At 69.0% G+C, this 25,939-nt stretch carries 25 protein-coding genes; 12 read left to right on the top strand and 13 right to left on the bottom strand.

Features of this window, described 5'->3' with window-relative positions; translation table 11 throughout:
* Positions 1-9: 9 nt before the first annotated feature.
* A complete protein-coding gene (locus ACEUEL_RS14190) occupies positions 10-1,074 on the top strand; it encodes an AI-2E family transporter (RefSeq protein ID WP_405706403.1) in 1,065 nt (354 codons plus the stop codon).
* Between the two features lie 15 nt (positions 1,075-1,089).
* On the opposite strand, the gene ACEUEL_RS14185 is transcribed toward ACEUEL_RS14190, so the two are convergent.
* The 4 genes from ACEUEL_RS14185 to ACEUEL_RS14170 form a co-directional block, all read right to left on the bottom strand.
* A complete protein-coding gene (locus tag ACEUEL_RS14185) occupies positions 1,090-1,974 on the bottom strand; it encodes a hypothetical protein (RefSeq protein WP_405706400.1) in 885 nt (294 codons plus the stop codon).
* Positions 1,975-2,020: 46 nt separating this feature from the next.
* Complete coding sequence (hrpB, locus tag ACEUEL_RS14180; protein WP_405706397.1) at positions 2,021-4,516, bottom strand: ATP-dependent helicase HrpB; 2,496 nt, start codon at positions 4,514-4,516, stop codon at positions 2,021-2,023.
* 77 nt (positions 4,517-4,593) lie between these two features.
* Entirely contained in the window at positions 4,594-4,977 is a 384-nt protein-coding gene (locus tag ACEUEL_RS14175) for an SMR family transporter (RefSeq protein WP_405706394.1), read from the bottom strand.
* A gap of 30 nt (positions 4,978-5,007) precedes the next feature.
* Positions 5,008-6,507 carry a UbiA family prenyltransferase gene (locus ACEUEL_RS14170; RefSeq protein ID WP_405706391.1) on the bottom strand — a complete coding sequence of 500 codons (1,500 nt, stop codon included), beginning with the start codon at positions 6,505-6,507 and terminating at the stop codon, positions 5,008-5,010.
* A 236-nt stretch (positions 6,508-6,743) separates the two neighbouring features.
* Between ACEUEL_RS14170 and ACEUEL_RS14165 the strand changes: the two genes are divergently transcribed.
* Positions 6,744-8,444 (top strand): hypothetical protein, encoded by a 1,701-nt coding sequence (locus ACEUEL_RS14165; RefSeq protein ID WP_405706389.1) that lies wholly within the window; start codon positions 6,744-6,746, stop codon positions 8,442-8,444.
* A gap of 36 nt (positions 8,445-8,480) precedes the next feature.
* Here ACEUEL_RS14165 and ACEUEL_RS14160 read toward each other — a convergent pair whose 3' ends face one another.
* A complete protein-coding gene (locus tag ACEUEL_RS14160) occupies positions 8,481-9,566 on the bottom strand; it encodes an acyltransferase family protein (RefSeq protein WP_405706386.1) in 1,086 nt (361 codons plus the stop codon).
* A 253-nt stretch (positions 9,567-9,819) separates the two neighbouring features.
* On the opposite strand from ACEUEL_RS14160, the gene ACEUEL_RS14155 reads away from it, so the two are divergent.
* Positions 9,820-11,055, top strand: coding sequence for an O-antigen ligase domain-containing protein (locus ACEUEL_RS14155; protein WP_405706383.1), 1,236 nt, complete (start codon positions 9,820-9,822; stop codon positions 11,053-11,055).
* Between the two features lie 75 nt (positions 11,056-11,130).
* Here the strand turns inward: ACEUEL_RS14155 and ACEUEL_RS14150 are convergent, their stop codons facing one another.
* The 4 genes from ACEUEL_RS14150 to ACEUEL_RS14135 all read right to left on the bottom strand — a co-directional run bounded on the left by ACEUEL_RS14150 (position 11,131) and on the right by ACEUEL_RS14135 (position 13,830).
* Positions 11,131-11,814 (bottom strand): L,D-transpeptidase, encoded by a 684-nt coding sequence (locus tag ACEUEL_RS14150; protein ID WP_405706380.1) that lies wholly within the window; start codon positions 11,812-11,814, stop codon positions 11,131-11,133.
* Between the two features lie 161 nt (positions 11,815-11,975).
* On the bottom strand, positions 11,976-12,113 hold the full coding sequence (locus ACEUEL_RS14145) for a hypothetical protein (RefSeq protein WP_405706377.1): 138 nt from the start codon (positions 12,111-12,113) through the stop codon (positions 11,976-11,978).
* A 129-nt stretch (positions 12,114-12,242) separates the two neighbouring features.
* The gene (locus ACEUEL_RS14140; protein WP_405706375.1) at positions 12,243-12,731 is read right to left on the bottom strand and encodes a hypothetical protein; all 489 of its coding nucleotides are present in this window, start codon (positions 12,729-12,731) and stop codon (positions 12,243-12,245) included.
* A gap of 88 nt (positions 12,732-12,819) precedes the next feature.
* Positions 12,820-13,830, bottom strand: a complete 1,011-nt coding sequence (locus tag ACEUEL_RS14135; protein ID WP_405706372.1) for an NUDIX hydrolase — start codon at positions 13,828-13,830, stop codon at positions 12,820-12,822.
* Between the two features lie 114 nt (positions 13,831-13,944).
* Between ACEUEL_RS14135 and ACEUEL_RS14130 the strand changes: the two genes are divergently transcribed.
* Entirely contained in the window at positions 13,945-14,781 is an 837-nt protein-coding gene (locus tag ACEUEL_RS14130) for an aldo/keto reductase (RefSeq protein WP_405706370.1), read from the top strand.
* Positions 14,782-14,805: 24 nt separating this feature from the next.
* Here the strand turns inward: ACEUEL_RS14130 and ACEUEL_RS14125 are convergent, their stop codons facing one another.
* The 4 genes from ACEUEL_RS14125 to ACEUEL_RS14110 all read right to left on the bottom strand — a co-directional run bounded on the left by ACEUEL_RS14125 (position 14,806) and on the right by ACEUEL_RS14110 (position 17,624).
* Entirely contained in the window at positions 14,806-15,591 is a 786-nt protein-coding gene (locus tag ACEUEL_RS14125) for a DeoR/GlpR family DNA-binding transcription regulator (RefSeq protein WP_405706367.1), read from the bottom strand.
* Positions 15,592-15,703: 112 nt separating this feature from the next.
* Complete coding sequence (locus ACEUEL_RS14120) at positions 15,704-16,261, bottom strand: biotin transporter BioY (RefSeq protein ID WP_405706366.1); 558 nt, start codon at positions 16,259-16,261, stop codon at positions 15,704-15,706.
* Complete coding sequence (locus ACEUEL_RS14115) at positions 16,258-16,878, bottom strand: energy-coupling factor transporter transmembrane component T family protein (RefSeq protein ID WP_405706363.1); 621 nt, start codon at positions 16,876-16,878, stop codon at positions 16,258-16,260. Before ACEUEL_RS14115 ends, ACEUEL_RS14120 begins: the two co-directional genes overlap by 4 nt.
* Complete coding sequence (locus ACEUEL_RS14110; protein WP_405706360.1) at positions 16,875-17,624, bottom strand: energy-coupling factor ABC transporter ATP-binding protein; 750 nt, start codon at positions 17,622-17,624, stop codon at positions 16,875-16,877. The genes ACEUEL_RS14115 and ACEUEL_RS14110 overlap by 4 nt, the downstream gene beginning before the upstream one ends.
* A 301-nt stretch (positions 17,625-17,925) precedes the next feature.
* On the opposite strand from ACEUEL_RS14110, the gene glpD reads away from it, so the two are divergent.
* The 8 genes from glpD to ACEUEL_RS14070 all read left to right on the top strand — a co-directional run bounded on the left by glpD (position 17,926) and on the right by ACEUEL_RS14070 (position 25,930).
* Positions 17,926-19,512, top strand: a complete 1,587-nt coding sequence (gene glpD / locus ACEUEL_RS14105; RefSeq protein ID WP_405706358.1) for a glycerol-3-phosphate dehydrogenase — start codon at positions 17,926-17,928, stop codon at positions 19,510-19,512.
* On the top strand, positions 19,509-20,648 hold the full coding sequence (locus tag ACEUEL_RS14100; RefSeq protein WP_405706355.1) for an ABC transporter ATP-binding protein: 1,140 nt from the start codon (positions 19,509-19,511) through the stop codon (positions 20,646-20,648). The genes glpD and ACEUEL_RS14100 overlap by 4 nt, the downstream gene beginning before the upstream one ends.
* An 11-nt stretch (positions 20,649-20,659) precedes the next feature.
* Positions 20,660-21,748 (top strand): ABC transporter ATP-binding protein, encoded by a 1,089-nt coding sequence (locus ACEUEL_RS14095; RefSeq protein ID WP_405706352.1) that lies wholly within the window; start codon positions 20,660-20,662, stop codon positions 21,746-21,748.
* A gap of 3 nt (positions 21,749-21,751) precedes the next feature.
* Complete coding sequence (locus ACEUEL_RS14090) at positions 21,752-22,657, top strand: carbohydrate ABC transporter permease (RefSeq protein WP_405706350.1); 906 nt, start codon at positions 21,752-21,754, stop codon at positions 22,655-22,657.
* Entirely contained in the window at positions 22,654-23,463 is an 810-nt protein-coding gene (locus ACEUEL_RS14085; protein WP_405706347.1) for a carbohydrate ABC transporter permease, read from the top strand. The genes ACEUEL_RS14090 and ACEUEL_RS14085 overlap by 4 nt, the downstream gene beginning before the upstream one ends.
* Positions 23,463-23,804 (top strand): hypothetical protein, encoded by a 342-nt coding sequence (locus ACEUEL_RS14080; RefSeq protein WP_405706345.1) that lies wholly within the window; start codon positions 23,463-23,465, stop codon positions 23,802-23,804. The genes ACEUEL_RS14085 and ACEUEL_RS14080 overlap by 1 nt, the downstream gene beginning before the upstream one ends.
* A 2-nt stretch (positions 23,805-23,806) precedes the next feature.
* Positions 23,807-24,100, top strand: coding sequence for a DUF2160 domain-containing protein (locus ACEUEL_RS14075; RefSeq protein ID WP_405706342.1), 294 nt, complete (start codon positions 23,807-23,809; stop codon positions 24,098-24,100).
* 75 nt (positions 24,101-24,175) lie between these two features.
* Positions 24,176-25,930 (top strand): ABC transporter substrate-binding protein, encoded by a 1,755-nt coding sequence (locus ACEUEL_RS14070; RefSeq protein WP_405706339.1) that lies wholly within the window; start codon positions 24,176-24,178, stop codon positions 25,928-25,930.
* The last annotated feature ends 9 nt before the right edge of the window (positions 25,931-25,939 follow it).

Here is a 25,939-nt window from a genome sequence, read left to right as displayed (position 1 = left end):
GAACGGCGTGTGATTACCCAGGAGTCCGCGGCAGCATCGAAGCCGGCCGGCAGCGTGCTGCTCGTCGTCTGTGCGGCCATCGTCATCGCTGCCGGGCTCTATTTCACCCGCTCGATCTTCGCGCCCGCGGCCTTTGCGCTGTTCGCGATCGCGATCGTCTGGCCGATGCAGAAGATGCTGGAGACGCGGGTCTCGCGCTTCGCGGCGCTGCCCGTCACGCTGCTGCTGACCATCGTCGTCATCGCCGGGCTCGGCGGTTTGATCGCCTGGGGGCTGGGGCAGATCGGCCATTGGGCCTTCGCCAACACCGCCCGCTTCCAGGCGATCTACCTGTCCTCGACGCAATGGCTGGAAGAGCACGGCATCTTCGTCGTCGGCATCTTTGTCGAGACCTTCAACGTGATGTGGCTGGTGCGGGTGTTCCAGGAGATCGCCTTGCGGGTCAACTATCTGATCGGCTTCTCGCTGCTGGTCTTCATCTTCACCACGCTCGGCATATTGGAGGTGCCCTCCTTCAAGGCGCGGCTGGAGCGGATGGGCAAGGACGGCGGCGGGCGGAACCTGTCCGAATCCATCGCGCGCATCTCGGCGAAGTTCCGCCGCTACATGCTGATCCGCACGGTGGCGAGCGTTCTGACCGGCGTGACGATCTGGGTATTCACCCTGTTCGTGGGGCTGGAACTCGCCACCGCCTGGGGGGTGATCGCCTTCGCGCTGAACTATATTCCGTTCCTCGGCCCGGCCGTCGCCATGGTGCTGCCCGCGCTGCTGGCCATCATCCAGTTCGAATCCTGGCAGATGGTCGTCTTCGTTTTTCTCGGGCTCGGCGCCATCCAGTTCTACATCGGCAGCTATCTCGAGCCCCGGCTGGCCGGCGCGACACTCTCGATCTCGCCGTTCCTCGTGCTGCTCTCGGTGTTCTTCTGGAGCTTCCTGTGGGGCATCCCCGGCGCCTTCATCGGTGTGCCGCTGACCATCGCCTTCCTGACCATCTGCGAGCAGTACCCGCAGACCCGCTGGATCGCCACGCTTCTCTCGGGGCCGGGTGACGCGCCCGATGCTCCCTCGACCTGACGCGGACCCCGCCGCTCAGAAGCGTTGTTCCGCTGCGGCTTCCAGACCCTTCAGGGCATCCGAGCGCGGCCGGAAGCGGGCGAGCCGCGCGTCCCAGCGATAGCTCGTCTCGACGACGCGCCGGAACGGCTTTGGCCGACGCTCGCCCTCGCAGGCTGGCTCGGTCGATGTCCGCCGGTCGGTCACCCGGGCGACAATGCTCCGGTAGGGGGATCCGGGCGCGGCCGGCCGGGTGCCGAAGCCGAGGGTCTGCGCTTCCTCCCAGCCGCAATAGCGCGTGCCGAAGGTGAAGAACGTGTCGACCATCTCGAGGTGTCCCTTGCGCAGGAACACCAGCGCCGTGGTGACATAGCTCTGGCTGGAATTGAAATGCTCGCTGCGGATAACCAGCGCCTGATCGCGTCGCCCGATATCGAGGCGGGCGGGTTCGCTGAAACCGGTAAACCGATCCATTTCCAGCGCCGCCGCATCGACGAGCCGTGGCGCGGGGCGCGGCTCGAATACGGCCAAAAGCGTCCGGGCCTCGTCTTCGTCCGAACCGAGGTCGGCGAGGATGGCGAGCATCTCGTGACCCTCCGCATCGAAGTGCAGGGCCTGCACGGCACTGACCGCCACGGATTGCGAGGCGCGTTCACCCGGCTCGGGCCTCGTCAGAGACCGCAGGTGCTCCGGCAGCGTTCCGCTCGCCTTGCCCGCCTCAAGGACGAGATCCGGCAGAATCTGGCGGAGCAGGTCGAGCGCGGTCGTTCCCGGTGATCCGGGAACCGACATCCCCACATCCATGGATACGGGATTGCCGGTCGTTCCCGCCCGGCCGATCCCGGCCTGGGCCAGCAGGCAGGCCAGCACGAGAACGGCAGAGCCTGCGATCGAGCGGACGGTTCCGATACGCGCGGTCATGACGGAAGCTTGCGGGGTTTCGTCGCGGTGATCAATGCCCCGGGTATCAGGTGCCGCGCGGTTTGGCGCGGTTGGTCGGTAATGCCCGCGCGGGATCCTCCGGCCAGAAATGCCGCGGATAGCGCCCGCGCATGTCGGCCCGCACATCCCGCCACGACCCCTGCCAGAAGGTCGGCAGGTCCCGCGTCGTCTGGATCGGTCGGTGGGCGGGCGACAGCAGCGACAGCACGAGCGGAATGCGCCCGCCGGCGACGGAGGGATGGCGGTCGAGGCCGAACAGTTCCTGCACCCTGACGGCAAGCGTGGGCCCTCCCTCGGCGGCATAGTCGATGGGCAGCCGCGATCCGGTCGGCGCCTCGAAATGGGTGGGGGCCTCGGCGTCCATGCGCCGGGCGAGGTCCCACGGTAAGAGGGCGGTCAGCGCCTGTCCCAACGCCTCGGCATCGATGGCGGCGAGCGTCGTGCGGGCGCCGAGTGCCGGTGCGAGCCACGTCTCGGCCGTAGCCGCGATCTGCGCCTCCGACAGGTCCGGCCAGAGGTCGGGTGCGGCGGCGGCGAGGAAGCGGGCCCGGTCGAGCCATTGCCGCTGGGAAGCGCTCCACGGAAGCCGGTCGAGCCCGCGCGCCACGGCGGCGCTCGCCAGCATGCGCGCCGTGGTCAGGTCCGGCGTGAGCGCAGCGGGCCTCTCGGCCAGGACGAGCGCCCCGAACCGGCGCACCTGGCGCGCGCGCACCGCGCCTGCGGCGGCATCGAAGACGACTTCCGTCCCGTCCGCGATCGCCGCCCCGAAATCGGCCAGCAGTTCGGCTTCGCCAAGCTCCGCGGCGAGCGTGATGCGGGCCTCCTCGGCGGTCCCGGTGGTTTCGGCAATGGCGAGATAGCGGGCGCGGGCGAGCGGGGAGGCGGGATCGAGCGCGGCGCCGCGCCCGTTCGCCATTACGAAGCGGCGCCCGTCGCCGCGCGCCCGCGCGATGCGGTCGGGATAGGCGAGCGCCAGCAATGCGGCCGGTGCCGACGGACGCGTCGTATCGGTCTTCTCGCCGTCCGCGCCGGCCTCGCGGGTCCAGCGCTCGGCCAGCCGCCGGGCCTCGCCTCCGCGCGGCGAGCGGTCGCGCCGGAAGCCGTCGAGGCGATGGGCCAGATCGACGTCGTCGCCCCCCAACCCCCGCTCGGTCACCACGGCGGCGATCTCGGCGGCGAGCGGACCTGCTCCGCGTCGCGCCCCCTCGAACACCATCCGCGCGAGCCGTGGCGCCAGCGGCAATCGGGCCATCGCGATGCCCATCCCGGTCGGGCGGTCGTCCCCATCGAGTGCCCCGAGAAGGCGCAGCAACGCTCTTGCCTCGGTCACGGACGGGCCGGGAGGCGGGTCGAGGAAGCGCAGCGTGCCGGGGTCGTGAACGCCCCACACCGCGAGGTCGAGCACAAGGCCGGACAGGTCGGCAGCGAGGATCTCCGGCGTCGCGAAGGGCGGCAGGCTCGCCGTCTCGCCCTCCGACCAGAGCCGGATGCAGACGCCGGGCTCGGTGCGGCCCGCGCGACCGCGCCGCTGGTCGGCGCTGGCGCGCGACACCCGCACCATCTCGAGCCGCGTCAGCCCCACCCCCGGCTCGAAGCGCGGCACGCGGGCCAGCCCTGAATCGACCACGATGCGCACGCCCTCGATGGTCAGGCTGCTTTCCGCGATCGAGGTGGCCAGCACCACCTTGCGCCGGCCCGGCGGCGCGGGGCTCACGGCGCGGTCCTGCTCGCGGGCGTCGAGCATCCCGTGCAGCGGGGCGATGTCGATCCGCTCGTCCCGGATGGTATCCCGCAGTAGCGTTTCGGTGCGGCGGATCTCGCGCCCGCCCGGCAGGAAGGCGAGTATCGAACCCGTCTCGCTCAGGAGCGCGCGCAGGATCGCATCGGCCATCTGGCGCTCGATCGGTGCGCGCGCCTCCCGGCCGGCATAGAGGGTTTCGACCGGAAAGGCGCGGCCGACGCTCTCGACCACCGGAGCGCCGCCCATCAGCCCCGCCACCCGCGCGCCGTCGAGCGTCGCCGACATGACGATGAGCCTGAGGTCGGGCCGCAGCCCGGATTGCGCGTCGAGCGCCAGCGCAAGGCCGAGATCGGCGTCGAGGCTGCGCTCGTGGAATTCGTCGAACAGCACCGCGGCGACGCCCGACAATTCGGGATCGTCCAGCACCATGCGGGTGAAGATGCCCTCGGTGATCACCTCGATGCGGGTGCGGGGACCGACCCGCGAGCCGAGCCGCACCCGGTAGCCGACCGTCTCCCCGACGGTCTCGCCCAGCGTCGCGGCCATGCGGGCCGCGGCAGCCCGGGCCGCGAGCCGACGCGGCTCCAGGACGAGGATGCGACCCCCCGCCCCCCACGGTTCGGTGAGCAGAGCGAGCGGCACGCGGGTCGTCTTGCCGGCGCCGGGCGGCGCCACGAGCACGGCCGTGCTGCCGGCGCGCAGCGCCGCGAGCAGGTCCGGCAGAACCGCCTCGACCGGCAGCGCCGCCTGGGACGGCGGTTGGGAATGCTGGATGACCATGGCGCCAGCACATAGCAGAACTTCGGCGCCCACGTCGCATCGCGCCGGACGCTCGCGCTCGGGAACTGTTGGGGCGGTCAGCGCGAACCGCTGAGCGAGACGCAGACGATGCCGCTGACGATCAGCGCGATCCCGGCGAGCTTCAGCGCGGATACCGGCTCCTGGAAGATCAGCGCGCCGGCTGCCGTCGTCAGGCAGATGCCCAGCGCGACGAAGGGATAGGCGATGGACAGCGGCACCGACGCCAGCACCGCCAGCCACAGCGCGACGCTGGAGGCGAACAGGGCAAGGCCGGCAATGACCGGCAGCGAGGTGGCCACCGACCAGAGCAGCCCGGCATAATCCTTCGCCGCGATCAGTTGCTGGATCTGGCGATCGGTCATGCCGAACTTCAGGGCGACCTGCGCCAGGGAAGTCAGGGCGACGCTGGCGACGATCATCGCGATGGTGGCGGCCTTCATCTCATCCTCTCACGCCCGCGACGGGCTCTCCTATGCCGCGAGCAGCATGATCGCGCCGATCAGCACCCCGGCGAGCAGGCTGTTCCAGTCGCGGATGGCGTAGATGATCGGGTCGTCGTCCATCACCCGGCGATGCGCCTGGAACAGCGCGCGCCCGAGCCAGTACATCAGGATCGGGCACACCAGCCAGAGCAGGCCCGGATGCCGATAGAGCTTCGCCACCGTGTCGGACGACACGTAGAGCGCGAAGACCGTCACCGCGTTGAAGCCCGCTGCGGCGGCGAGCGCGGCGACGATGTCGAGGTCGGACTTGCGGTAGTTGCGGTTGGTGGGATCGGGCAGATCGGCATCGACCCGCGCGGCGAGCTCGATATACCTCTTGATCAGCGCCAGCGAGGTGAAGATGAACATCGAGAAGGCGAGCAGCCATTCTGACGGCGCGACCGAGATCGCCGCGGCGCCGCCGATGACGCGGATGGTGTAGAGCGTCGCCAGAACCACGATGTCGACCAGCATCTTGCGCTTGAGCACGAAGGTGTAGGCCGTCGTCAGCACCAGATAGCCGAACAGGACGAGGGCGAAGAGCGGCGTGATGGCCAGCGCGATCCCAAGCGCGGCGACCACCAGCAGCAGCATCACCGGCAGCGCGGAGAGGATCGGCACGGTGCCCGCCGCGAGCGGGCGGCGGCGCTTGGAGGGATGCTTGCGGTCGGCGTCGATGTCGACGAGATCGTTGAGGATGTAGATCGAGGAGGCCGCGAAGGAGAAGGCGAAGAAGGCACCTAGCGCATCCAGCACCGATCCCGGGCTGAACTGGTGCGAGGCCAGCAGCGGCACGAAGACCAGAGCGTTCTTGGCCCACTGGTGGACGCGGATCAGCTTGATCCAGGCCTTCGCCTGCCCGCCGGGCGGTTCGACGACCTGCACGTCGGCGCCGGTGGCCGCGAGGGCGCGGCGTACCGACGCCGACGGGTGTACCGCGAGGCACCGGCGGGCCACGGCCCAGACCGGCAGGTCCGCCCGGTCGTTGCCGATGTAGTCGAAGCCCTTCGCGCCGAACGTCTCGACCAGCCGGCGCGCCTTGGCGTGGGCGGAGAGGTTTTCGGTGTCGGTCGAGGCGAACCAACCCTCGGCGCCGACATGAGCGGCGACGGCCGCGACATAACGCTCGTTGCTGGCCGAGGCGATGTAGACCTTGACGCCGCCTTCGCGCGCCGCGGCCATGAGCGCGAGGACACGCTCGTCATAGGGCAGGTCGGTCACGTCGAGCGGGGTCTGCGCAGCGATGGCGGCCTTCAGTACGGCCTTCCCCTGGGAGAGCAAGCCGGGGAGCCGGAAGACCCGCAGGGGATTGGCACCCAGATAGGCGAAGGCGCTCTCGACCAGCAGGTCGGAACGCACCAGCGTTCCGTCGAGATCGACCACCAGCGGCAGCGGTGCGGCCGCGCTATCGGCGGGAGTTGCCGCCACGCCCATCCGATCGCTCGCGAACTCCGGCGTGTGACGGTCGGCCATGTCAGCTTCGGGCATGGTAGCCTCGTTCATCGAGGTGCGGGCAGGTATCGGTGCGTCCGCCGCGACGGTACGCTCAGGCGTCATCATGCCCACGGAAAATGAACAAACCGGTCCCGAAGCCGTGGGAAATCGCCATTCCGAGCTTTACCGGGCCGCAAGGATCGCCGCGATGCGGTGGTGGAGTATCTGCGGCCGGCAAAAGGCTTCGGTAGGAGATTGCGGCCTAAGCTGTCGTGGCAGGAGGAACATCCATGAGCGCATCGACGGAGCCCGCGGCGGCGGCGCCTCAGGCGAATTCGGCGCGTGCCGGTATGATCGCCGCGCTCGCCGCGAGCGCGCTCCTGATCGCGGCCTGCGCACTCGCATGGCTGGTCAGCGCGCGCATGACGGGGGGCGCGGCGCCGTCCGATGCCCTGTTTCTGGCCGACGGCGCGCGCCGGATCGCGGCGGGCCAGATCCCGCATGTCGATTTCTCGGTGCCGATCGGCGCGCTGACCCTCGGGCTCTACCGGCTCGCCGAGATCGGGCTTGCCCCCATTCCTCCCTTCATCGGCATGCATCTGCTGGCCTTCGTGCTGCTGGTGCCCCTGCTGCTCGCCGCAGGGCGCCGACTGCCCCCGCTGGGCGCACTGCTGCTGGTCGGGCTCGTCGGCATGGCGGCGCTGCTGCCGTTCAACACCATCGGTCCGGGCGGGGCGACGACCGATTTCTATGCGAGCTACAACCGCTTCGGCGCCGCCTTCTCGCTGGCCTATCTCGCCTTCCTGTTCCGCGCCGATCCGGCAAGCCGAGGGATGGGCGTCCTGCTCGCCTATGCCGCCCTGTTCGCGCTGGGCCTGAAGGTCGTCTATCTCGGTGTCGTCGCCGCGCCGCTGGCCGTGCTGTTCCTCTTCGATCCGCGCTGGCGGCGGCCGGGAATCGTCGGCGCGCTGCTGACGCTGGCGGTGCTGGGGGGAATCGAGGTCACCACCGGCATGGTGAGCGCCTATGTCGCCGATCTGCGCGCCATGTCGGCGATCAATGGCGGCCGGATGGGCTATCTCGCCGTGTCGTTCATGCTGAAGAACCTCGCAGCCTGCCTCGCTGTCGGCGGCTTCGTCGGGGTTCTGGTGCTCGCGGCCCTGGCCGACCGGCAAAAGGCGGGCTGGGCCGCTGCGCTGCGCACGCCGCTCGCCATGGCGGCCGCGCTGGCGATGCTGATCCTGGCCGAGAGCCAGAGCACGGGCGGCCATGCGCTGGCCGGCGCACTGGGCCTTCTCTTCGCGCCGACCCTGCTGGCGACGTCGCCGCATTCGCGGTTTGTGGCGGCGCGGATGCTGCTCGCCGGCGGCGTGGCGCTGGCAATTGGCGGCGTCTTCGCCGGCACCGTTCTGTACAAGGGGCTCGGCAATCTCCTGCGTCAGGAGGGTGCACCGGTCTCGCCGGACTGGGCGACCCGTCTTCTGCCCGACATCGGCGTGCCGGAGCGGCGCGCAGCGACCGCGGAAGCCCGGGCCCGGCTCTACGCCGAGGCTGCGCCGGTGATGGGTGCCATCGCGGCGTCCGGCACCAGCGTGCTCGATCCGAACGACTATTTCGTGCAACTGGCGCAGTGGAAGGCAGCGGGCGACGCGCTGGCGGCGCTGGGCGCCGGCGGCGTCAATCTCGGCAAGGTCACGACGCTCGCCTTCGTCGACCTGTTCGGCCTCGCTCTTCAGGCGCCGGCACCGCGCGGGCTCAAGATCGTGCTCGATCCGGGCCGCACGGTGATGCCGATGACGGAGGCCGAGGCGCTGCGCTACCTCGCCGATGTCGACGCGGTCTTCGTGCCGACCTGCGGGCTCTACCAGCGGCCGGGGGATCCGGTCGATCTGATGGCCTCCTTCGCCCCGGTTCTGGCGGGCCACTTCACCGCCGAGGTGCTCACGCCCTGCTGGACCCTGTATCGGCGCCGCGCCTTCGCCGGCAACTGACGGCAAGACCGCTCGGGAGCCCCGCGTCCCGGCTTCTCAGGTCGGGCGCGCCGCCGGCCGCCAGCGCGTGTTCAGCTTCCGCCCGAGCCCGTCGACCAGCGGCTTCTCGATGAGGACATAGACGACGACCGACGCCGCGATCGACGCGAGGCAAACGGCCGCCACGAAGGCCCAGGGCATGGCGAGGCCGAGCTTGCGCCACACGAGACCGATCGCGTTGATGGTGAAGGGGTGCGAGAGGTAGAGCGAATAGGAGGCATTGCCACACAGCACGAGCAGCGCTTCCCCGCGCCCCCGCACCTGCGTCTCCCGTTGCAGGGCGAAGGCGGCGGCGATCATCAGCGCCGGCACGCCGGCCCAGAGGAAGCGCAGATCGCGTGCCTGCCAGCCGAGGGCGTAGAGCAGCGCGAGCGCGGCGAAGCCCGCCAGCGCCAGCGCCACGGCCGCCGGGCCCGACACCCGCCATCCCGCGAGATAGGCGGCGGCGAGGCCGATGCCGAACAGAAATTCGAGGATGATCGGATCGGTCCAGAACGCCATCATCCAGTGCTGCGCCGGCACCGAGCCGTGCAGCAGCGCGGCGAGGCCGAACAGCCCGACGAGCACGGCAAGTCCCGCGCGCGCGGGCAGCAGCAGGCACAGGCCGAACACGGCGTAGAACAGCACCTCGTAGTTCAGCGTCCAGCCCAGGATCAGGAACGGCACGGTCGCGCCCTGCGGATTGGGCCAGGGAATGAAGAACAGCGAGGCGGCAAGGTGCGCCAGGTCGATCTCGGGATGGGCGAGCTGGCTGGCAAAGAGCAGGGTCGCGACCAGCATCAGCGCCGTGAAGAACCAGTAGGTCGGCACCAGCCGGACCAGGCGGCGCAGGAAGAAGCGGCGCGCCTCGCCCGGCTTCCCGAACGCGTCGTGGCAGAGGTAGTACATGATGAAGCCGCTGACGATGAAGAAGATGTCGACGCCGCTGCCCCACTCGAACGGATTGAAACCGAACGAGGATCCCGCTCTCACGACGCCCATCTCCACCGCTTCGTGCTGCGCATGGCCGAACAGCACCATTGCCGCCGCGAGGAAACGCAGGACCTGCACGGGCGCGAGATAGTTCGATGGCGCTTTGGCCATGGCGCGGCAGTTCCTCCTCGAAACGGGCGACCGGCCGCCCATCGGGGAGCGACGGGTGCGGCTTCGACCTAGAACTACAGGAGCAGCTCTTTTCGCATCGTGAACGCGTCCACGCCCCGCTCCCCGTCCGGGTGCGGCGGCCGGCACGACGACGGCGCAGGAAACCGTTAGGTTGAATGCGTTAAGGAAGAGGGAGGGCGAGCGGGTCGTGCCGGCGGGCATGTCGCCAGAAACCGCAGGAGGACGCGTGAGCATGGCCGACAAGGCCGCGCTGACCGGCAATGCCGGGGCGCGGCGGAACGTCCTCACCTTTCAGCGACTCGTCGACGGGCTGCTCTTCCTCGCCATCGCGAGCAGCTTCGTCGTCTCCATCGAGCCGGCACCCTACGATGTCATCCTGCTGCCGCTTACGGTGGTGGCACTGTGCAGCGGCGTGCGGATCTACCCGATCTACGCGCCCTTGATCGCGCTTTTCGCGATATGGGCGTTCGGCGGGGCGATCTCGGCCACCAACGCCGCCAGCGACACCAGCGCGATCACCTATTACTTCATCTCGATCTACATGGGCTGGGCGGCGCTGCTCTTCGCCCTCATCCTCGGCGAGGATACCGAGCGGCGCGTCGTCATCCTGCGCCGGGCCTATGTCCTGGCCGCCTTCATCGGCTCGGTCATCGGCGTGGTGACCTTCTTCAATGTGTTCCCTTCACTGCAGCCGCTGTTCTGGCGGACCGACCGCGCCACCGGCTTCTTCAAGGATCCGAACGTCTTCGGCCCCTTCCTGATCCTGCCGTTGCTGCTGCTGATCCAGCGGTTCTTCTGCCGGGACATGAAGGCGTGGGACTACATCGCGCTGCTCGGTATCCTGCTCGGTCTCTTCCTCAGCTTCTCGCGCGGCGCCTGGGGCCATTTCGTTGCCTCGGCGTTGGTCATGCTGACCTGCATGTTCGTCACGGCGCCGGATCGGGCCTTCCGGCTCCGCCTCATCGTCGCGTCGCTGGTGGCGCTGGGCGTGCTCGTGGTGCTGCTGATGGTGCTGCTGTCCTTCGGCACCATCACCGAGATGATGAGCCAGCGCGCCAATCTGGTGAACTATTACGACGGCGGCGAGGGGGGGCGGTTCGACAACCAGTTCAAGGGCATGCTGGCGATCTTCGGCTTGCCGAACGGCCTGGGTCCCAAGCAGTTCGCCAAGGAGTACGGGCTGGACCCGCACAACGTCTATCTCGCCTCGCTCTATGCCTATGGCTGGCTCGGCGGCGTCGCCTATTTCGGCATGGTGTTCACCACGCTGGTCGTGGGGTTCCGCGCCCTGATGATCCGCACCCCCTGGCAACTGCCGCTGATCGCCGCCGTGTCGACCTATCTCGGCGTCGCCCTGGAAGGCTTCATCATCGATACCGACCACTGGCGGCACTATTTCCTGATCATGGGGATGGTCTGGGGGCTGGCGGCCGCGTCCTTCCGCCAGCGGATGTTGGCGCGGCGCTAAGGGGCCGCTCGCGGCGGCCGGTGCCATCTTCAGACCCGAACCGGCGTCGGCGCGACGGGAACCCGCCGCAGAACGTCAGACCGCAGGCGTGCCCGAGGCGGGGCGTACCACCACGCGCGAACCCGTCGGCACCCGGCGGTGCAGATCGATGATGTCCTGGTTGATGAAGCGCACGCACCCCGACGAGACCATCGTCCCGATGGTGGTCGGCTCCACCGTGCCGTGCAGCCGGTAATAGGTGTCGCGGCCGTCGCGGTAGAGATAAAGTGCGCGCGCCCCCAGCGGATTGTCGAGCCCCCCGTCCATGCCGCCGGCATAGGGGCCGTAGCGCTCGGGCTCGCGGGCGATCATGTTGGGCGTCGGCGTCCAGCGCGGCCATTCCGCCTTGCGCGCGATCGTCGCTTCGCCGCGGAAGTTGAACCCCTCCTCGCGCCCGACGCCGACGCCGTAACGGATCGCGCGTCCATTGCCCAGCACCAGCCAGGCGAAGCGCTGGTTCGGGTCCACCACGATGGTGCCGGCCGGCTCGCGCGTCGGGTAGGCGACCTCCCGGCGCAGGAATTGCGGGTCGATCTGGCTGATATCAACCGCCGGCACCTCGAACGGCCCGTCCTGGACCGCGCCGTACATGGCCGCCCACTGGGCCTGCTCGGGATCGATCAGGGCCATGGGCGCCCGATCGCCGCGCGCGGTGCAGGCGGCGAGGGCGAGTGGAGCGGCGACGATGAAATGGCGGCGGGAAAGCGTGGGGCGCGGCATGAAGGCGAAAACTCCGACTCGGGTGTCGGGTTCCATAAAGTCGGAGGAAATCGGCGGGTCCATATCGCCCGAGGTTCGGGACGATCATATGTTCGCGAACAATGTTGGAATGGCTGACCGCCGTGTTTGCACCGCAACAGGTGAACGGGCGGGTAAACGTATCAGTCACGCGACAGGCGCATCTGTATGAGGCGGTTGTCGCCCGTCCGCGCGGCCTCGGCGGCATCGAGCCAGATCGACCATTCCCCCGGATCGGCGGGCATTCCGTCCTCCAATGTCGCCATGCTTCCGAGCAGCATGGCGAGTTCGTCCGGCCGGCCGGTGATCTCCCACTGGTGCTCAAGGAAGAGCTACATGGCCCTGTAGGCCTGCTCGAGGGTGAGGGCATCTGCCGACATCTTCGTGCCTTCCAGGAGCGAAGCGGCCGCTCATGAGCCCTTGCCGAACAGCCGCCGGATGGCATCGACGGCTTTCCGGAAGGGTGCGAGCTCCTTTTCGAGCACGCCGGGTGCCGTACTGAACGCGTGCGCCATGCCGCCCGCGGCCGGGAGCGAAACCTCATCCGAGGTCGTGTCGAAAACGCCCAGCCCGTGCGCCGCTGCGAGGTCGAGGGCATGCTCGGTCCCGGCACCCACCGCACTCCAGGCGCCGCTGACGTAGATGAATTCGGCGCCGATATTGTACTCGGTCAGGTGCGGGTCGCCGTCATCGGGCTCGTCGGCGGCCAGCGGCCCGTTCAGCGGCGGAAACGTCTTGATCATGTCGAGGAAGAAGGCCCGCAACCGGGGCGTCGTGGCCTCGTGGTCGTCATAGGCGAGCCCCTGCTGCCAATCGGTCTGCCGCTGATACCAGGCGATGAAGCCCGCCCGGTCCGAGGGCGCAGCCGAGGGCTCGAAAACCATGATGCTGTAGCCCATGAGTGCTCCCCGGTTGCGCCGACCTTGCCATCATCGGCATGAGAGCATCGTGGCGCAACTCCCGGATGTATCCGTCGCAGCCCTGCGCTCACCGTCGGCCGCTGGCGGTGGGAAGCCGGACGCCCGGCGCCGGGCGTTCCAGCAGCACCTCGCGTCGGAACCGCACCAGCCGGGCCGGGCGGCCGCCGGTCTCGGCGCTGGTCTCGCCGGTCTCCTCGACCAGGCGCTGCTGCTCGACGAGGCGGCGGAAATTCTGCTTGTGCAGCCGCACGCCGGCCAGCGCCTCCACCGTGCGCTGGAGCTGCAGCAGCGTGAAGGCGGGCGGCATCAGTTCGAACACCACCGGGCGGTACTTGATCTTGCCACGCAGCCGGCCGATGGCCAGCGCCAGCATGCGGCGATGATCGACCGCCATCTCGACGCCGGGCAACGTGGCGGGCTCCCGGCCCGCAACCGCCTCGATGCCGCGGTCGCGCAGCGCCTCCGCCACCATGCCGGCTTCGTAAAGCAGTTCGTAGCGTTCAAGGACGCGCTCTTCGTCCCAGCCGCCGCGGTCGCCGAAGGCGAGCGAGAGCCGCTCGGCGCGACCGATGCCGGTGCGGGCATCCGGCGCGCCGGCCGCCCAGGCGCGCAGACCGGTCTCGATCAGGGAAAGAACGGCCGGGCGCCCCTCGCGCCAGTCCTCCCAGGGGAAGTAGCGGTACCAGCTCTCCCACGCCGCATCGGCGGCCGGGCGCGCCTCGCGTACCAGCGCCAGATAGGCGACGGAGAGGGCGCGCGTGGCACCGGCGCCGTCGGTCTCGCTGCGGTCGCGGTCGCCGAAAGTGTAGAGCTGCTCGACATGGCCGAGCTGCTGGTCGGTCTGCCGTTCCACCCAGGAGCGCAGGCCGGCCTCCAGCGTGCGATGCTCGCGCTCCAGCGGGCCGGAGGGCAGCGCATCGCGCGCCGCCTCGCCCTGGCTCGCGCGGCGATGGACGGCCAGCACCTTGGGTTCGTCGCCGCTCGCGGCCACGATAACCGCCCCCAGCCGGACGGCGAGCGCGCTCTCGCCTCCCGTGCCGGACGTGGACGCGGCGGAGAGATCGGCGGACGGCGGCATGGTTCCTCGTCGGGCGGGTCGGCAAATCGCGGTGCTGAGGAAAGACTAGCATGCTTGCGTGCGGCGCGCGGCGGTGGCATGCGCGGAGGACAGCGACCAGGGAGACGGCGGACGATGACCAAGCATGTGACACTGCCGGGCGGCGAGAAGGTGCCCGCGCTCGGGATCGGAACCTGGATGATGGGCGAGCGCGCGGGAGCGCGAGCCGAGGAGGCGGAATCGGTCCGGCTCGGCATCGAACTCGGCTTGCGCCTCGTCGATACCGCCGAGATGTATGGCGACGGCCAGTGCGAGAGCTTCCTCGGGGAGGCGCTGGCGGGGCTGCGCGACAAGATCTTCCTTGTTTCCAAGGTCTACCCGCAGAATGCCTCGCGCGCCGGCGTGGTCGCCGCGTGCGAGCGCAGCCTGAAGCGGCTGAAGACGGATCGGCTCGATCTCTACCTGCTCCACTGGCGCGGAGGCGTGCCGCTGGAGGAGACCATCATCGGCTTCGAGCATCTCAAGTCGGCGGGCAAGATCCGCCACTGGGGCGTCTCCAATTTCGACACCGACGACATGCAGGAGCTCTGGGAGACTCCCGGTGGCGAGGCCTGCGCCGTCAATCAGGTCCTCTACAACCTCACCCGGCGCGGGCCGGAATGGGACCTCGTGCCCTGGCACCAGGAGCACGAGATGCCGCTCATGGCCTACAGCCCGGTCGAGCAGGGGCGCCTGAAGCAGGCCGGTGCGCTGGCCGAGATCGCCGCGAAGCACGGCGCGAAGCCCTATCAGGTGGCGCTCGCCTGGACGATGCGCGACGGCGCCACGATCGCCATCCCCAAGGCGTCGAAGCCCGCGCACATGCGCGAGAATGCCGGGGCGGGGGCCGTGAAGCTGGATGCCGAAGATTTCGCGCGGCTCGATGCGGCGTTCCCCGGGCCGACCCGCAAACGCTCGCTCGAGATGCTGTAGCGGCCCGGCCGCCGTCGGGGCGCCTCAGAACGGCTCTTCGCCGCGCGCGCCGACCTCGACCAGTTCGACATTGTTCGCCGAACAGACGTCCCGCAGGCCCGGCGAGGAGACGAGGTCGGTGACGAAGGTGTGGACCTCGCTCATATGGGCGATCCGCACCGGCGCCGCCCGCTCGAGCTTCGAGCGGTCGGCCACCAGGATCACCTGGCGCGCATTGTTGATGATGGCGCGAGCGACCTGCACCTCGCGGTAGTCGAAGTCGAGCAGCGTGCCGTCATCCTCGATGGCGGAGGCGCCGATCACCGCATAATCCACCCGGAACTGGCGGATGAAGTCGACCGCCGACGAGCCGATCACCGCCCCGTCCGCGCGCCGCACCGGCCCGCCCGCCATGATCAGCTCGATGCGGGGATGGCGGTGCAGCAGCGTCGCGACGTTGAGGTTGTTGGTGATGACGAGGAGATCCTCGTGGTCGCCCAGCGCCCGCGCCACCTCCTCGGTGGTGGTGCCGATATTGATGAACAGCGAGGCGCGGTTCGGCACGATCCGCGCGGCGGCATCGCCGATGGCGCGCTTGGCGTCCTGCGCCATCGCCCGCCGCGCCTCGTAGGTGAGGTTCTCGACGCCGGAGACCACGACCGCCCCGCCATGCACCCGCGACATCAGCCGGCGCACGCAGAGGTCGTTGAGATCCTTGCGGATGGTCTGGGGCGAGACTTCGAAGCGCAGCGACAGGTCGTCGACGCTCACCCGGCCCTGTGCGCGGGCCAGGGAGAGGATGTCCTGCTGGCGGGAGGAGATAGCGTTCATGGCGGCACGCTCTTCACGGCGAGACTCGAACGGGAATTCGAGTCTCGCACGAGACGTGGCCCGACGAAAGAATGAGCCTTGCTGCAGCGCGGGATTGGAGGGTGCGCCGGGATCAGGCCTGCCGGGACAGCAGCGCTTCGGGCAGGCCGCGTGCCACGGTCTGGGCGACCAGCGCCGCCAGCACCGCCTTGATCAGATCGCCGGGTATGAACACCAGCATGGTCGACAGCGCGGCGAGCGGCGACATGCCGGTCTTCAGCACCATGCCGGCGATGCCGAGCGTGTAGACCACGAGAATGCCGCCGACGACCGCGGCGATGATCGCCGAGGCGAACACCGGCATGGCGCGCAGCGACTGCATGATCCAGCCGGCCACGAAGGCGCCCGCCACCCAGCCGGCGAGGAAGCCGGCGGTCGGGCTGAAGAAGGCGCCGAGCCCGCCGCGGCCGCCGGCGAGCAGCGGCGCGCCGAGCGCCACCACGAAGAGGAACAGCAGCACGGCGAGCGCACCCCGTCGAGCGCCCAACATGACCCCGGCCAGCATGGCGCCGAGGCTCTGCGCGGTGATCGGAACGCCGGCGGCGATGGGCACGTCGATGCGCGGAATGAGCCCCAGAACCGCGAAGAGTGCCGCGTAAAGGGCGATCTGGACGAGGCTGCGGTCCTTCATCGGCGTTTCTTCTCCGGTATGCGGGGGGCGCCGCCGCGCGCGGCGAGCGCCTCGCCCAGATGGTGGGACAGGCGCAGGGTCTGGATACAGAACGGCGCGAGAAGACGCCAGCCACCCGAGCGACCCGTGCGCGCCCGGTAGGATTCGTTGAGAGCCTGCCAGAGCGCGAACAGCAGCGGCACGAAGCGGATGGTCATGGCCACCGCCAGCGCCACCGCCCGTGGCGCCACCCCGAAAAGGGCGAGCGGGCGCAGCAGCGGCTCTACCACGTCCATCATTTCGTCCATCCGCGTGGTCATCGTCACCGCGTTGGCGAGCAGCACCATCGCCGCGAGCCGCAGCGCCGTGACGAGGCCGAGGCGCGGGTCGCCGATCCACCAATGAAACGCGAACAGGATGGCCAGCAGCGGCAGCAGCGGACGCAGCAGGCGGACTTGGCCCAGCGCCGCCCGCCCCAGCGCCGCATACAGCGCGAGCACGGCCGCGAGCAGCGCGGCCATCGCTCCCAGATTGTCGCTCAGCGTCGCGGCGAAGCTGATGGCGGCGAGCGCGCCGAGCTTCAGGCCCGCCGGCAGGCGGTGGGCGAAGGTTGGGGGGGCGAGATAGAGCGAGATCACCGGCGGTCTCCGGGCGCGAGCGTGCCCAGGTCCGGCCAATCCTCCATCGCCTGCGCCTCGGCGGCTGCGCTGTAGGCCGGAGCGACCGCCTCGGGCGGGCCGTCCATCCGTACCCGGCCGGCCTCCAGCCAGATCAGCCGGTCGAAGCTGGCGAAGGCATCGAACTCATGCGCGATCATCACCACCTGCTGCGGCAGGCCGGCAATCAGGCGTTCGAGGCGGCGGCGGGTCGGCAGGTCGAGGCACGAAAACGGCTCGTCGAGCACCATCACCGCCGGGTTCATCACCAGCACGGCGATGATGCAGAGCAACTGCTTCTCGCCTTCGGAAAGCTGCTCGACCGGACGCTCGGCCCAGTGCGCCCGCCCGAACCGCTCCAGCGCGCCATGGGCGGCCGCCCGCGCCGCCTTCCGGGCGACGCCGGTCTGTTCGAGGCTGAAGGCGACCTCCTCGGCGACCGTCGGGAAGATTATCTGGTGGTCCGGGTTCTGGAAGATGAAGCCCACGAGGCGGGGCAGCGCATCCGGCTCCGTCGCCGCATCGACGCCGTGGACGACGACGCGACCCGCATCCGGCTTCAGCAAGCCGTTCAGCAGGCGTACCAGTGAACTCTTGCCCGATCCGTTCTCGCCGATGATCCCGATCCGCCGCTCCGACAGCGTGAGGCTGAGATCGGCCAGCACGGTGCGCCCGCCGCGCCGCAGCGTGACATTGTCGAGGATGACGCTGGCGCCGTCGGTCGTCATGGAACCGGTATCCGCTTGAGCGCGCCGCAGCGCCGGCCGGCCCGCATGCCGGCAGCGCTCCTTTAGCGGGCGCGCGGGCACCTGTCGCGCCCCTTTGGCGATCGCCCCCGTTTGTCGGGCTGCGGCGCGGGCCCGGAAGCGGCCGCGCCGCACCCTGACGCATGCTGCGTTGCATCCAAACGAAAGCGCGAATGTTTCGTTTTTTCGATGTTGCGCGCGAAAGAACCTTCGCTTAGGCTCAAAACGAATATAAAAACGAAAGCGTTCCTGACCAATCGGAACGCATCCAGGGAGACGCGCCTTGAGCGCAGCAAGCCCCGATCCGGCCATCGGCCTTGATCCCGTCTACGACCTCGCCATCATCGGCGGCGGCGTCAACGGTTGTGGAATCGCCCGTGACGCCGCGGGGCGCGGCGCCTCCGTCGTGCTGCTGGAGCAGGGCGACCTTGCCGGCGCCACTTCGTCCGCCTCCACCAAGCTGATCCATGGTGGCCTGCGCTATCTGGAGCATTACGAGTTCCGGCTGGTGCGTGAGGCGCTGATGGAGCGCGAAGTGCTGTGGGCGATGGCGCCGCACATCATCCGGCCGCTCCGCTTCGTGCTGCCCCACCATGCCGGCCTGCGCCCGGCCTGGCTGCTACGGCTCGGGCTGTTCCTTTACGACCATCTGGGCGGGCGCAAGCTGCTGCCGGCGACGCGCACGGTCGATCTCACCCAAGACGTCACCGGCCGTCCGCTGCGGGCCGACTACCGGCGCGGTTTCGAGTATTCCGACTGCTGGGTGGAAGACAGCCGGCTCGTGGTGCTCAACGCGCTTGACGCTGCCGAGCGCGGCGCCGACATCCGCCCGCGCAGCCGCGTGGTCTCGGCCGAGCGCGGCGCCGATCACTGGCGGCTCGACGTCGAGAACATGGAAGGGCGCGGTCGCGAGACCATCCGCGCCCGCGCGCTGGTCAACGCCGCCGGCCCCTGGGTGCACGAGGTGCTCTCGCGCATCGTCCGCGCCAACGAGCCGGCTTCGGTGCGTCTCGTGCAGGGCAGCCACATCGTCGTGCGCAAGCTCTACGATCACGACCGCGCCTACATCTTCCAGAACGGCGACGGCCGCATCGTCTTCGCCATTCCCTACGAACACGACTTCACGCTGATCGGCACCACCGATCGCGACTACAAGGGCGCGCCGCACGAGGTCGCCGCCTCCACCGAGGAGATCGCCTATCTCTGCGCGGCGGCGAGCGAGTATTTCCGCTCGCCCGTCGCCCCCGCCGATGTCGTGTGGACCTATTCCGGTGTGCGTCCGCTCTATGACGACGGCGCCTCCAAGGCGCAGGAGGCGACCCGCGACTACGTGCTGGAACTCGATGACGGCGAGGCCGGCGCGCCCCGGCCCGCATTGCTCTCGGTGTTCGGCGGCAAGATCACCACCTATCGCCGCCTGGCCGAGCACGCGATCGAGAAGCTGAAAGGCCATCTCGACGCCGCCGCCAAGCCCGCCTGGACCGGCGGCGCCGGCCTGCCGGGCGGTGATTTCGGCGTGTTCGATACCCCGCGGGTGCTGGCCCAAGTCCTGCGCGCGCACCCCTTCCTCGACGAGGCGCTCGCCGCCCGGCTGGTGCGCGCCTACGGCACGCGGGCGCTGCGCCTGCTCGACGGGGCGCGTTCGTCCGCCGATCTCGGCCGCGTCTTCGGCGCGGACCTCACCGAGGCCGAGGTTCTCTATCTGATGCGCGAGGAATGGGCCCGCACCGCCGCCGATGTGCTCTGGCGCCGCTCCAAGCTCGGCCTGCGGCTGCGCAAGGACGAGGCCGCTGCGCTCGAGGCGTTCATGGCGGAGCAGATCCGGGGCGGCCGTTCCGCCCGGGTCGCGGCGGCGGGAGATGCCGCATGAGCCTCGTTCTGGAGAATATCCGCCGCGAGGTCGCCGGACAGGTCCATATCCGCGATATTTCGCTGGAACTGGCCGATGGCAGCCTGAACGTCCTGCTCGGCGCGACGCTCGCCGGCAAGACCTCGCTGATGCGGCTCATGGCCGGCCTCGACGCGCCGACCTCGGGGCGCGTGCTGGTCGACGGCCGGGACGTCACCGGGCTACCGGTGAAGAAGCGCTCGGTGGCGATGGTCTACCAGCAGTTCATCAACTACCCCGCGCTGAGCGTCTACGAGAACATCGCCTCGCCGCTGCGGGTCGCCGGCATCGCCAGAGCCGAGATCGAGAGCCGCGTCCGCGCCGCGGCGAAGCTGCTCAAGCTCGAGCCCTATCTGGAGCGCCGCCCGCTGGAGCTGTCGGGTGGCCAGCAGCAGCGCACCGCCATCGCCCGCGCGCTGGTGAAGCGCGCCGCGCTGGTGCTGCTCGACGAGCCGCTGGCCAATCTCGACTACAAGCTGCGCGAGGAACTGCGCGAGGAACTGCCGCGCATCTTCGCCGAGAGCGGCGCGGTGTTCGTCTACGCCACCACCGAGCCGACCGAGGCGCTGCTGCTGGGCGGCTCGACCGCGACGCTGCTCGAAGGCGCGCTGACCCAGTTCGGCCCCACCGCGCAGGTCTATCGCCACCCGCGCGACCTCGCCACGGCGCGGGTGTTCTCCGATCCCCCGATCAACACGATCCGCCTCGTCAAGTCGGGCGGCGCGGTGCGGCTCGCCACCGGCGGCACGGCGCCGGCGGCGGGCGTGCTCGCCACGGTGCCGGACGGCGCCTATGTCATGGGCGTGCGTGCGCACCATCTCGCCGTCGACGAGACCGTGTTCGACGGCGAGCGCATTCACCCCTCCGGCGCCGCGGCGGGCGGTCTGATCCGGCTCAACGCGGTGGTCTCCGTGGCCGAGATCACCGGCTCCGAGAGCTTCGTGCACATGGATGTCGGTGGCGCCGGCGAGGGCGCCGAGCGTCTCGTCGCCCTGCTGCCCGGCGTGCGGCGGCTGGAGCCCGGCGCGCAGGTCGATGTGCTGATCGACCCGCGCCATGTCCTTCTGTTCGATGCCGACGGGATGAGCGCGGTGCGCTCGCCCGACGCGGCGGCCTGAGGAGAGGCACGATGGCGGCGATCACCCTCGACCATCTCGCCCATGCCTACCGGCCCGACCCGCGCGGGCCGCAGGATTACGCGCTGAAGGAGATCAACCATGTGTGGGAGCAGGGCGGCGCCTATGCGCTGCTCGGCCCCTCCGGCTGCGGCAAGACCACGCTGCTGAACATCATCTCCGGCCTCGTCACCCCCACCATGGGGCGCATCCTGTTCGACGGGCGCGACGTGACCAACCTGCCGACCGAGGCGCGCAACATCGCGCAGGTGTTCCAGTTCCCGGTGGTCTACGACACCATGACGGTCCGGCAGAACCTCGCCTTCCCCCTGAAGAACCGCGGCGTCGCACCCGACGCGATCCGCCGGCGTGTCGAGGAGATCGCCGAGCGGCTCGATCTGTCGCGCGTGCTGGACCGAAAGGCGGCGAACCTCACGGCGGACGCCAAGCAGAAGATCTCGCTGGGCCGCGGGCTGGTGCGGCCGGACGTGGCCGCCATCCTGTTCGACGAGCCGCTCACCGTCATCGATCCGCACCTGAAATGGCAGCTGCGCTCGACGCTGAAGGAGCTGCACCGCGCGCTCGACCTCACCATGATCTACGTCACCCACGACCAGACCGAGGCGCTGACCTTCGCCGACAAGGTGGTGGTGATGCATGACGGCGCGGTGGTGCAGACCGGCACGCCGGAAGAGCTGTTCGAGCGTCCCGCCCACACCTTCGTCGGCCATTTCATCGGATCGCCGGGCATGAACGTGCTGCCCGCCCGTGTCGAAGGCGCGACGGCCTATGTCGGCAGCGCCGCCGTCGCGCTGCCCCGCGCCTATCCGGCGCTGCCGGCCAATGAGCGCATCGAGCTCGGCGTTCGCCCCGAATTCGCGCTGCTCGCACCCGCCGGAAGCGGGCTGCCGGTGAAGGTGGTGCGGATCGACGACATCGGCCGCGCCCGCATCGCCCGCGTCCTGCTGGACGGCCACGCCATGGCGGCGACCGTGCCGGAGGATCTCGCCATCGACGGCGACGCCGCCGGCCTCGGGCTCGATCCGCGCCAGATCCACATCTATGCCGGCGGCCACCTGGTCGCCGGCGCGGGAGGCGCCTGAGCCATGGAAAAGACCGTCAACAACAAGGCCTGGTTCCTCGTCGCCCCGGTGTTCGCCATCGTCGCCTTCTCGGCCATCCTGCCGATCATGACGGTGGTGAACTATTCGGTTCAGGACACCTTCGGCAACAACCAGTTCTTCTGGAACGGCCTCGGCTGGTTCGCCGAGCTGCTCGACCCGAACACCGAGCTCGGCGGGCGCTTCTTCGACGCGCTGTGGCGCAACCTCGCCTTCTCGGCGATCATCCTCGCCATCGAGGTGCCGCTCGGCATCCTCGTTGCGCTCTCCATGCCGCGCCACGGCTGGAAGGTGGCGGCGACGTTGGTGCTGATGGCCCTGCCGCTGCTGATTCCGTGGAACGTGGTCGGCACCATCTGGCAGGTCTTCGCCCGCGCCGACATCGGCCTGCTCGGCTACGCGATCAACGCGCTCGGCATCCCCTACAACTACACCGGCGACGCGCTGCACGCCTGGATCACCATCATCGTCATGGATGTCTGGCACTGGACCAGCCTCGTGGCGCTGCTCTGCTACGCCGGGCTGAAGTCGATCCCCGACGCCTATTACCAGGCCGCGCGCATCGACGGCGCCTCGCGCTGGGCGATCTTCCGCACCATCCAGCTGCCGAAGATGAACCGCGTGCTGCTGATCGCCGTGCTGCTGCGCTTCATGGACAGCTTCATGATCTACACCGAGCCCTTCGTGCTCACCGGCGGCGGGCCGGGCAACGCCACCACCTTCCTGTCGATCGACCTCGTCAAGCTCGCGCTCGGCCAGTTCGACCTCGGCAAGGCCGCCGCGATGAGCCTCGTCTACAACCTGATCGTGCTCGCCGTGTGCTGGGTGTTCTACACGGTGATGACCAATGCCGGGCGCGAGAGCGCCGCCGAGGGGAGGATCGCGGCATGAACCAGTCCTCCCGCTCCGGCACCGTGGTGATGGTGCTCTATCTCGTCTTCCTCATGCTGCCGATCTACTGGCTCGTGAACATGAGCCTGAAGACCAATTTCGAGATCAACACCACGGTCTCGCTGTGGCCGCGCGCCATCACCTTCGAGCACTACATCAAGATCTTCACCGATTCGAGCTGGTATTCGGGCTACATCAACTCGCTGACCTATGTGGTGCTCAACACCATCATATCCATCAGCCTCGCCTTGCCGGCGGCCTATGCCTTCTCGCGCTACAAGTTCGTCGGCGAGAAGCACCTGTTCTTCTGGCTCCTGTCGAACCGCATGGCGCCGCCGGCGGTGTTCGCGCTGCCTTTCTTCAATCTCTACTCCGCCATCGGCCTGTTCGACACGCCGTGGGCGGTCGCTTTGGCGCACTGCCTGTTCAACGTGCCCCTCGCCGTGTGGATCCTGGAAGGCTTCATGTCCGGCGTGCCGCGCGAGATTGACGAGACCGCGGCGATCGACGGCTATTCCTTCCCGCGCTTCTTCGTGAAGATATTCATGCCGCTGATCGCCAGCGGCATCGGTGTCGCGGCGTTCTTCTGCTTCATGTTCTCATGGGTCGAGCTGCTGCTCGCCCGCACGCTGACCGCCACCAACGCCAAGCCGATCGCCGCCACCATGACCCGCACCGTCTCGGCGGCCGGCATGGACTGGGGCCTCCTCGCCGCCGCCGGGGTGCTGACCATCATCCCCGGCGCGCTCGTGATCTGGTTCGTGCGCAACTACATCGCCAAGGGCTTCGCCCTGGGGAGGGTGTGATGGGCGAGCAGTTTCTCGATATCGCCGAAGTGAAGGCCTGGGCCGACACGATCCTCGCCGCCATGGAGCGGGCCGGGATCGCGTCGGTACCGCTCGACCAGCAATATTATCACGCCTTCGTCGGTGTCGATGCCGCCTTCGACATGGCAAAGGCGGCCGACATGGGCGTCGGCGATCTCCAGCGTGACCTCGACGGGCTGCGCAAGCAGCTTGCCGGCCAACGTTCCGGCGAGGATCTCGACCTGTCCCAGGCGCTGGAGCGGCTGCAGGCGATCATCGGCTATCTCGCCCATGCGAGCGGCGGCACCGTCGCCTCCCGCGACGATGGCGAGGAGGGCTGAGCATGGACAGCCTCTCCGAAAACCTCGCCTGGATGGCCTGGACCTGGCAGACGGGTCTGTTCTTCGCCGTCATCGCCTCGTTGCTGACAGTCTTCACCGTGGTGGCGGTGCGCTACCCCGAGCGCGAGCGGGTCGGGGTGCTGCGCATCCCGACGACGCGCGGCGACCGGCTCTTCATCACCCTTCTCGGCAGCGCCTTCATCTGCCTCGGCTGGATCGGCCTCGTCGGGCCGGACCTCACCTGGGCGCTCGCCGTGTGCCTCGTCTACGCACTGGGAGTGTTCGCCCTGGTGTGACGACCTGACTGCCCCCTCAACGCGACGACACCGAACGCCGCCGGAGTGCGGCCAGAACCTGGGAGGAAACAACGGATGTCTCTCGTCAACCGCAAGATGCGGCTCATGCTGGCGGCGAGCGCGATGGCGCTCTTCGTCGGCGCGCCGGCAGCCCGCGCGGACGAAGCCGCGGCGAAGAAGTGGATCGACAGCGAGTTCCAGCCTTCGACCCTGTCGAAGGAGGACCAGCTGAAGGAGATGCAGTGGTTCATCAAGGCCGCCGAACCCTTCAAGGGCATGGAGATCAACGTCGTCTCCGAGACCATCACCACGCATGAATACGAGGCGAAGGTCCTCGCCAAGGCCTTTTCCGAGATCACCGGGATCAAGCTCACCCACGACCTCATCCAGGAAGGTGACGTTGTCGAGAAGATCCAGACGCAGATGCAGTCCGGCAAGAACATCTACGATGCGTGGGTGAACGACTCGGACCTCATCGGCACCCATTTCCGCTACAAGCAGGCCGTGCCGCTGACCGACTGGATGGCCGGCGAGGGCAAGGACGTCACCTCGCCGACGCTCGACCTCAACGATTTCATCGGCCTCAGCTTCACCACCGCCCCGGACAAGAAGCTCTACCAGCTGCCCGACCAGCAGTTCGCCAACCTCTACTGGTTCCGCTACGACTGGTTCACCAACCCGGACTACAAGGCCAAGTTCAAGGCCAAGTACGGCTATGAGCTCGGCGTGCCGGTGAACTGGTCGGCCTATGAGGACATCGCCGACTTCTTCACCAACGACGTCGGCACGATCGACGGCGTCAAGGTCTATGGCAACATGGACTACGGCAAGAAGGATCCCTCGCTCGGCTGGCGCTTCACCGATGCGTGGCTGTCCATGGCCGGCAACGGCGACCGCGGCCTGCCGAACGGCCTGCCGGTCGACGAATGGGGCATCCGCATGGAAGGCTGCCGCCCGGTCGGCTCCTCCGTCGAGCGCGGCGGCGACACCAACGGCCCGGCGGCGGTCTATTCGATCGTCAAGTATATCGAGTGGCTGAAGAAGTACACGCCGCCACAGGCGCTCGGCATGACCTTCTCCGAGGCCGGCCCGGTCCCGGCGCAGGGCACCATCGCCCAGCAGATGTTCTGGTACACCGCCTTCACCGCCGACATGGTGAAGCCCGGCCTGCCGGTGATGAACGCCGACGGCACGCCGAAGTGGCGCATGGCCCCCTCGCCAAAGGGCGCCTACTGGAAGGACGGCATGAAGCTCGGCTACCAGGACGTCGGTTCCTGGACCCTGCTGAAGTCGACCCCGGTGGATCGCCGCAAGGCGGCCTGGCTCTACGCCCAGTTCGTCACGTCCAAGACCGTCTCGCTGAAGAAGAGCGATGTCGGCCTGACCTTCATCCGCGAGAGCGACATCTGGTCGGACCACATGACCCAGCGCGCGCCCAAGCTCGGCGGCCTGATCGAGTTCTACCGCTCGCCGGCCCGCAAGGAATGGTCGCCGACCGGCTCGAACGTGCCGGACTACCCGAAGCTCGCGCAGCTCTGGTGGCAGAACATCGGTGACGCCTCGTCGGGCGCCAAGACCCCGCAGGCGGCGATGGATGCCCTCGCGGCGGCGCAGGACTCGGTGATGGAGCGCCTCGAGCGGTCCGGCGTGCAGGGCGATTGCGGCCCGAAGCTCAACGCCAAGCACCCGATGGAATACTGGGTCGATCTCGCCAAGAAGAACGGCACGCTGGCGCCGCAGCCCAAGCTCGCCAACGAGAAGCCCCAGGGTGAGACCATCGATTACGATGCGCTCATCAAGAGCTGGCCGGCGACCCCGCCGAAGAAGTGAGGTCGCCGC

This window comes from Ancylobacter terrae (assembly GCF_045108345.1).
Classification (GTDB): Bacteria; Pseudomonadota; Alphaproteobacteria; order Rhizobiales; family Xanthobacteraceae; genus Ancylobacter.
The sequence above is the reverse complement of the archived record's forward strand: the minus strand, read 5'-3'. Positions and strand labels throughout refer to the sequence as shown.